Origin of the sequence: Streptomyces sp. NPDC006283, from assembly GCF_040613325.1 — a bacterium.
Classification (GTDB): domain Bacteria; phylum Actinomycetota; class Actinomycetes; order Streptomycetales; family Streptomycetaceae; genus Streptomyces.
The window spans coordinates 1-5158 of sequence record NZ_JBEXRZ010000330.1 but is presented as its reverse complement, the minus strand read 5'-3'; the positions used below and the strand labels follow the sequence as shown (position 1 = coordinate 5158).

General features: G+C 62.0%; 4 protein-coding genes and 1 pseudogene. 1 reads left to right on the top strand and 4 read right to left on the bottom strand.

Annotation, left to right across the window (positions count from 1 at the left end; all coding sequences use genetic code 11):
* From ABZ070_RS35190 to ABZ070_RS35175, 4 genes are all read right to left on the bottom strand, one after another.
* Nucleotides 1-962 (bottom strand): glycosyltransferase family 2 protein (locus ABZ070_RS35190; RefSeq protein WP_356640022.1); only part of this gene is annotated, 962 nt, incomplete at its 3' end.
* 180 nt (nucleotides 963-1142) lie between these two features.
* Nucleotides 1143-2597, bottom strand: a complete 1455-nt coding sequence (locus ABZ070_RS35185) for a DUF2079 domain-containing protein (protein ID WP_356640020.1) — start codon at nucleotides 2595-2597, stop codon at nucleotides 1143-1145.
* Between the two features lie 519 nt (nucleotides 2598-3116).
* Nucleotides 3117-3419 carry a transposase gene (locus ABZ070_RS35180; protein ID WP_356640018.1) on the bottom strand — a complete coding sequence of 101 codons (303 nt, stop codon included), beginning with the start codon at nucleotides 3417-3419 and terminating at the stop codon, nucleotides 3117-3119.
* 243 nt (nucleotides 3420-3662) lie between these two features.
* Nucleotides 3663-4082, bottom strand: coding sequence for a winged helix-turn-helix domain-containing protein (locus tag ABZ070_RS35175; RefSeq protein ID WP_356640016.1), 420 nt, complete (start codon nucleotides 4080-4082; stop codon nucleotides 3663-3665).
* 195 nt (nucleotides 4083-4277) lie between these two features.
* On the opposite strand from ABZ070_RS35175, the pseudogene ABZ070_RS35170 reads away from it, so the two are divergent.
* Nucleotides 4278-5044, top strand: a pseudogene (locus ABZ070_RS35170) (IS5 family transposase).
* Nucleotides 5045-5158 lie beyond the last annotated feature (114 nt).

The following is a 5158-nucleotide window of genomic DNA, read 5'->3' as shown; positions in this document are numbered from 1 at the left end:
GGCTGCCGGGACGCGGGGGGCGGGTTTCCGTGGACCGAGTCTTCCGTTTCACGTACTAGGTAGTGTGGCCGCCGCTTGGACTCATGGTAGATACGTCCCACGTACTCGCCGATGACTCCAAGGGTGACGAGTTGGATAGCGCTGACAGCGACAATGGCAGTGAGGAGTGTGGCGTACCCGGGGGTGTCGACCCCGTTCAACATTACTTGCGCGGCAATCCATAGCGCGTAGATGAGGGCGGACAGGAACAGCCAGAGACCTCCGTGAATCGCCGACCGCAACGGGCGACTGTTGAATGAGAGCAAGCCGTCGATGCCGTATTCGAGCAGTCGTCGACTGCCCCACTTGGAACGCCCGGCAGCTCGTTGAGCGTTCTGGTAGGTGAAACTGACCGTTTCGAAGCCGATCCAGCAGAACAGCCCTTTGGAGAAGCGGTTACTCTCCGGCAGCAGCAGGAGCGAGTTGACCGCTTGGCGGGACAGCATACGGAAGTCGCCAGCGCCGTCGAGGATTCGCACATCCATAAAGTGACGTACGAGCTGGTAGTAGATCCGGCTCATCACGGTTCGCAGCGCTGCCTCGCCTGAGCGGTCGCGTTGGGCGATGACCTGGTCGTAGCCTTGCTGGTGCAGGTTCAGCATGCGGTGGAGCAGTTCGGGTGGGTGCTGCAGGTCCGCATCCATCAGGACGACCTTGTCGCCTCTGGACATGCGCATTCCAGCAAGCAAGGCGGCCTCCTTGCCAAAGTTGCGACTGAAAGAGGTGTAGCGCACATGCTGAGAGGCCGTTGCAAACCTGCGCAGATGTTCGAGTGTGGCGTCATTGCTGCCGTCATCGATGTAAGAGATCTCGAAGGACTCACCTGTTCCCTCCAGAGTGGCAGTCAGGACCTTATGGAAGGCGTCGATGACTTCACTCTCATTGAAGCACGGCACGACGACGGAAATCTGGATTTCTGACATTCCCTCAGCAAAACCTTTGGGTACGAAGATCCGTTCAGCATCTGCACGGCTGTGTGTGCATAGCTGAATATAATTCTCCCTGAGGGAGAGTTTCTGTCTTTCCTGGGCACAAGAGCCTGACGAAGCGGGCTGCAGCGCACCGCAGGAAGGGAGGGACGCAGCGCAAGCGGGTCATCGGCGTCAGCGGTTGAGGAGCACAAAGCCGGATTCTTCGGCAACCATTCGGTATCCGTGCTTCTTGATTGCCTGGTCTAGCATGATGCGCTCCGTCACCGCGCTCAGCGGCCATCTCCGGGCTGGAGCCACCCATGTGTCAACCATGATCCATTCAGGGTTTGGGCGGCTCGTATGCCAACCATAGAGGCTGACCCTCGTTCGGTTCGTGAGGTGAGGCACGAGGTATGTAGATGCGTGGACCGTGGCGTCATCGGGAATTTTCTTCATGAATCGGTGGGCGGCCGCCACACGAGGTTCGGTGTGCCAGGTCGCAGGCTGGAACAGTTGCCACAAGGGGTAATGCGGAAGAAGAATCAGACTTACGGCAGCGGAGCCCAGAAGGTAGCGGCGCACACTGCTAGCACGTGAACGACGTCGAATCAGTGCCTCGATGAATGCCGCGAAGACAATGGGCATGAGTACGAGCGAGTAGTGATAGTCGGTTTCCCAGTGTGGTGCGTAATTCGTGGAGAAGCGCCACAGGATCGTGGGCAGCGCAATCCACAACAGTGGTGATCGCAACGCCAGAAACAGAGTGGGAGCCAGGAGGACAATGAGCGTGATTACCTTGACCTCCGGGATGATGAGCCCAAGTGTTCCCCTATTCAGGAGATCCATCGGCCCACTGCCACCGCCAGTACCCTCTAGCATGTACCACCGACCGTAGGCCCCGGCAGGGTTGAACGCTGGGAGCACCACCAGGAGCACCACGGCAATGGTGATCAAACCGATGCAGGCGGTGGTGACACCAAGCTTGCGGTTCCCGCGAATTGCGACGACTACCCCGACCGCAGCAACTGTAAGACCCAGGTCCTCCTTTACGAGAAGGAGGGGAAGAGCCCAGTATGCCGCGGCGTGCAGCCTGCCACAGCCTAGGGCGGCCAGCGAGCATGCAAGGAGAGGGGCGGCGAAGGCAACCTCATGAAAGTCAAACCCAATAGCACTGGCAATACCCCAGGAAATGCCATAGCAGACACCGATAGCTACGGCAGCCATGTCACCGAGCCCCCGGCGCGCCCATGCCATCAGAGGCAGACCGCTTACCGCGATGAGCACAGCCTGGGCGACAAGCAGCGTCTCCGCAGAAGGCCACAACCAGTAGAAGGGGGCCAGGAGAACAAGAATGGGATGGAAGTGATCCGCCAGTGCCGGATAGTCCGGTCCCAATAGCTCAGCTACAGGCAGTTGCCCGCCTGCATATGACCGCATGATCTGCTCAAAGACGCCGAGATCATAGCTGTTGGACAGCAACCGCGCGTGCATGCGCAGCGACACGGCCGAGTAAGCAAGAAACAACACCCCCGCCAGGAGCCACATCCACCATGCGACTCGCCAAGCGCTCGCCTCAGGCGGCGTCGTCACCGCCTCACTCACGGTGTCTCGCGGTGACGGAGCGGCGATGTCAGCGCTGAATGTCACTTATATTACCGTCCCCTTCAAAGGTGGCGAGAGTGCCGAATCCCCACAATGCCAGCAAATCTCATGCCAAACCTTGGAACTCCCTTCAAGTCCGGGGGGTTCGTCCGAATGGCCGCATCAGCGGCGGGCGGAAGGATGCCGCAACGGCTGGGTGCTGCCTGGCTCAATCAACCGGAAGAACGACGCCAACCGATGCTGTCCCTTGGAAGGCGACACCGCCGTACAACCTCGACGATGAGCGAGCTATGGGAAGTGCCAGGGGATGCAGGGCGAGCCTTCCGGCCATGAGGCAGATTCTGAGGGTATTCCAACTCGTTTGCTGAGCGTGGCCGTTGAGGAAGCGGGCGGTGCGCAGCTGCAGAGAAGCTCCTGATTGATGGGTGAGTGTCGAGTCCATGCCGCCCTGCCAAGAGTTTTCGCGTGCGTGTCTAACCGGCGCCGATCTGTCCACCTCGGCCCTGCACTTCCTCGCCACTACCTGATCTTTTCGTAAGTTCGGTGGGTGTGGTGGGCGGATGGTCAGGCCGGTGTGGGCGAGGAAGGACCATGGCAGTTGGGGGTTGTTGTTGATGCGGTGGATGCCCTTTTCGGTGGCGTCGGCGACCTTGGCGAGGTGGTCGCCGGCGAGGTTGTGGCGAGTTCACGCTTCTTGAGCGAGGACCACAGCCATTCCACCGGGTTGAGCTCGGGTGCGTAGGCGGGTAATCGCTCCAGGGTCAGCCAGTCCTGTTCGACGACCCAGGCACGCATCGCCCGGCTCCAGTGGGCGGACAGGCCGTCCCGCACAAGGACCACTCGCTCGCCGCGGTAGAACACCTTCATCTGCTCCAGGACCTCGATGAGCCCGACGGTGTCGTAGCTGCCTGGCCTTGAGGTGGAAGCACAGGCGGGCGCCTCGATCGGGGTCGGTGGAGTGGTAGCCCAAGGCCCCGGCCATCGAGGCGCGCTTCCAGTTCAATCGATGCCGCAACAGCGGGGTCCGGCCTCGGGGCGAGTAGCTGCGGCGGATCTGAGGGAGCAGAGAGACGCCTGATTCGTCGAGGAACACGGTCCAGGCACGTGTGTTCACGGCCCCTTTTTGATGCGCGGCCACTCGTGCGCGATCCAACGGGCGATCTCCGACTCGTCCCGCTCAACCACCCGCCGCTCGGGCCGCTGCAGACTCCATCCGAGCCTGCCGGTCAGCAGCCGCCACACAGACGCCCTCGACAACACCACCCCTGTCACCCTGGCAACGACCTCGCCGACTCGCTCCAGGGTCCACAGATCGGCTTCGAAGCCATGGGCTTGAGCGCCTTGCTCCAGAGCGGCCCGGACGGTCTCGACCTGGGCGTCGTCGAGCTTGGGTGGGCGACCGGTGGCCGCACGCCGCCGCAGGGCCGAAGCACCCCCTTCCTCCCACACCCGACGCCAACGCCGCACACTCTCCGCACACACACCCACCACCCGCGCGATCTCCGCATTCGAGACACCCTCCTCGAACAACTCGACCGCACGAACACGCCGAGCCTCCGCCAACTGAGGCCGCGACAAAGCAGGAAGCGAGGAACCAGCCACAGAGGCAGAAGGTCGATAAGCCACCCCGACAGCCTCCCACTCACACGGCCACCACACCCACCGAACTTACGAAAAGATCAGATAGACGTCATCTCATTTGGTGGCCTGAGTAGGCTGTGGGGTGTGGTGGGGATCGTTGAGCGGCTGGTGCCGGATGAGTTGTGGGAGCTGTTCCAGCGGGTGGTGCCGGAGGCGCCATCGCGGCCTCAGGGTGGTGGCCGACGCCGGCATGGCGACCGGGAGGTGCTGGCGGCGATCGCGTTCGTGGCTATGTCAGGCTGTACGTGGCAGCAGTTGCCGTCAGCCTCGTTCGGGCCGTCGGGAGCGACCGCTCACCGGCGATTTGCCGAGTGGGCGAAGGCCGGGGTGTGGGCCAAGCTCCACCGCCTGGTGCTGGACGAACTCGGCTCTCATGGCGAGTTGGACTGATCCCGCCGCGCGATTGACGCGGTAAACATGCGGGCTCTGAAAAGGAGGGACCTGACAGGTCCGAATCCTGTGGACAGGGGCAAGTACGGCTCGAAGATCCACTTGATCACCGAGCGGTCCGGTCTGCCCCTGCCCGTCGGAATCTCGGGAGCGAATCTGCACGATAGTCAGGCCCTGATCCCTCTGGTGAAGGGCATTCCGCGATCCGCTCCCGCCGAGGGCGCCAACGACGCAAGCCGGGAAAGCTGCACGCCGACAAGGACTACCACTACTCCCACCTGCTGCAATGGTTACGCGAGCGTGGCATCACCCACCGCATCGCCCGCAAGGAAATCGAGACTTCACGACGGCTGGGCCGGCACCGCTGGACCATCGAACGCACCATGGCCCGGCTCGCTGGCTACCGCCGCCTTCACCGCCGCTACGAACGCAAAGCCGACCACTTCCTCACCGTCCGATGACCATGATCACCGCATCCGGATCATGCCAGAACACATCACCCGCTATCACGCACTAACTCGTTAGTCACCGCGAGTTGAACTTCATTAGTTGGACCGTGCAATGGCTGCCGGGAC

Excerpts from the sequence above, each read along its gene's own strand:
- ABZ070_RS35180 (WP_356640018.1), bottom strand. The coding sequence starts at position 3,419 with ATGAAGGTGTTCTACCGCGGCGAGCGAGTGGTCCTTGTGCGGGACGGC.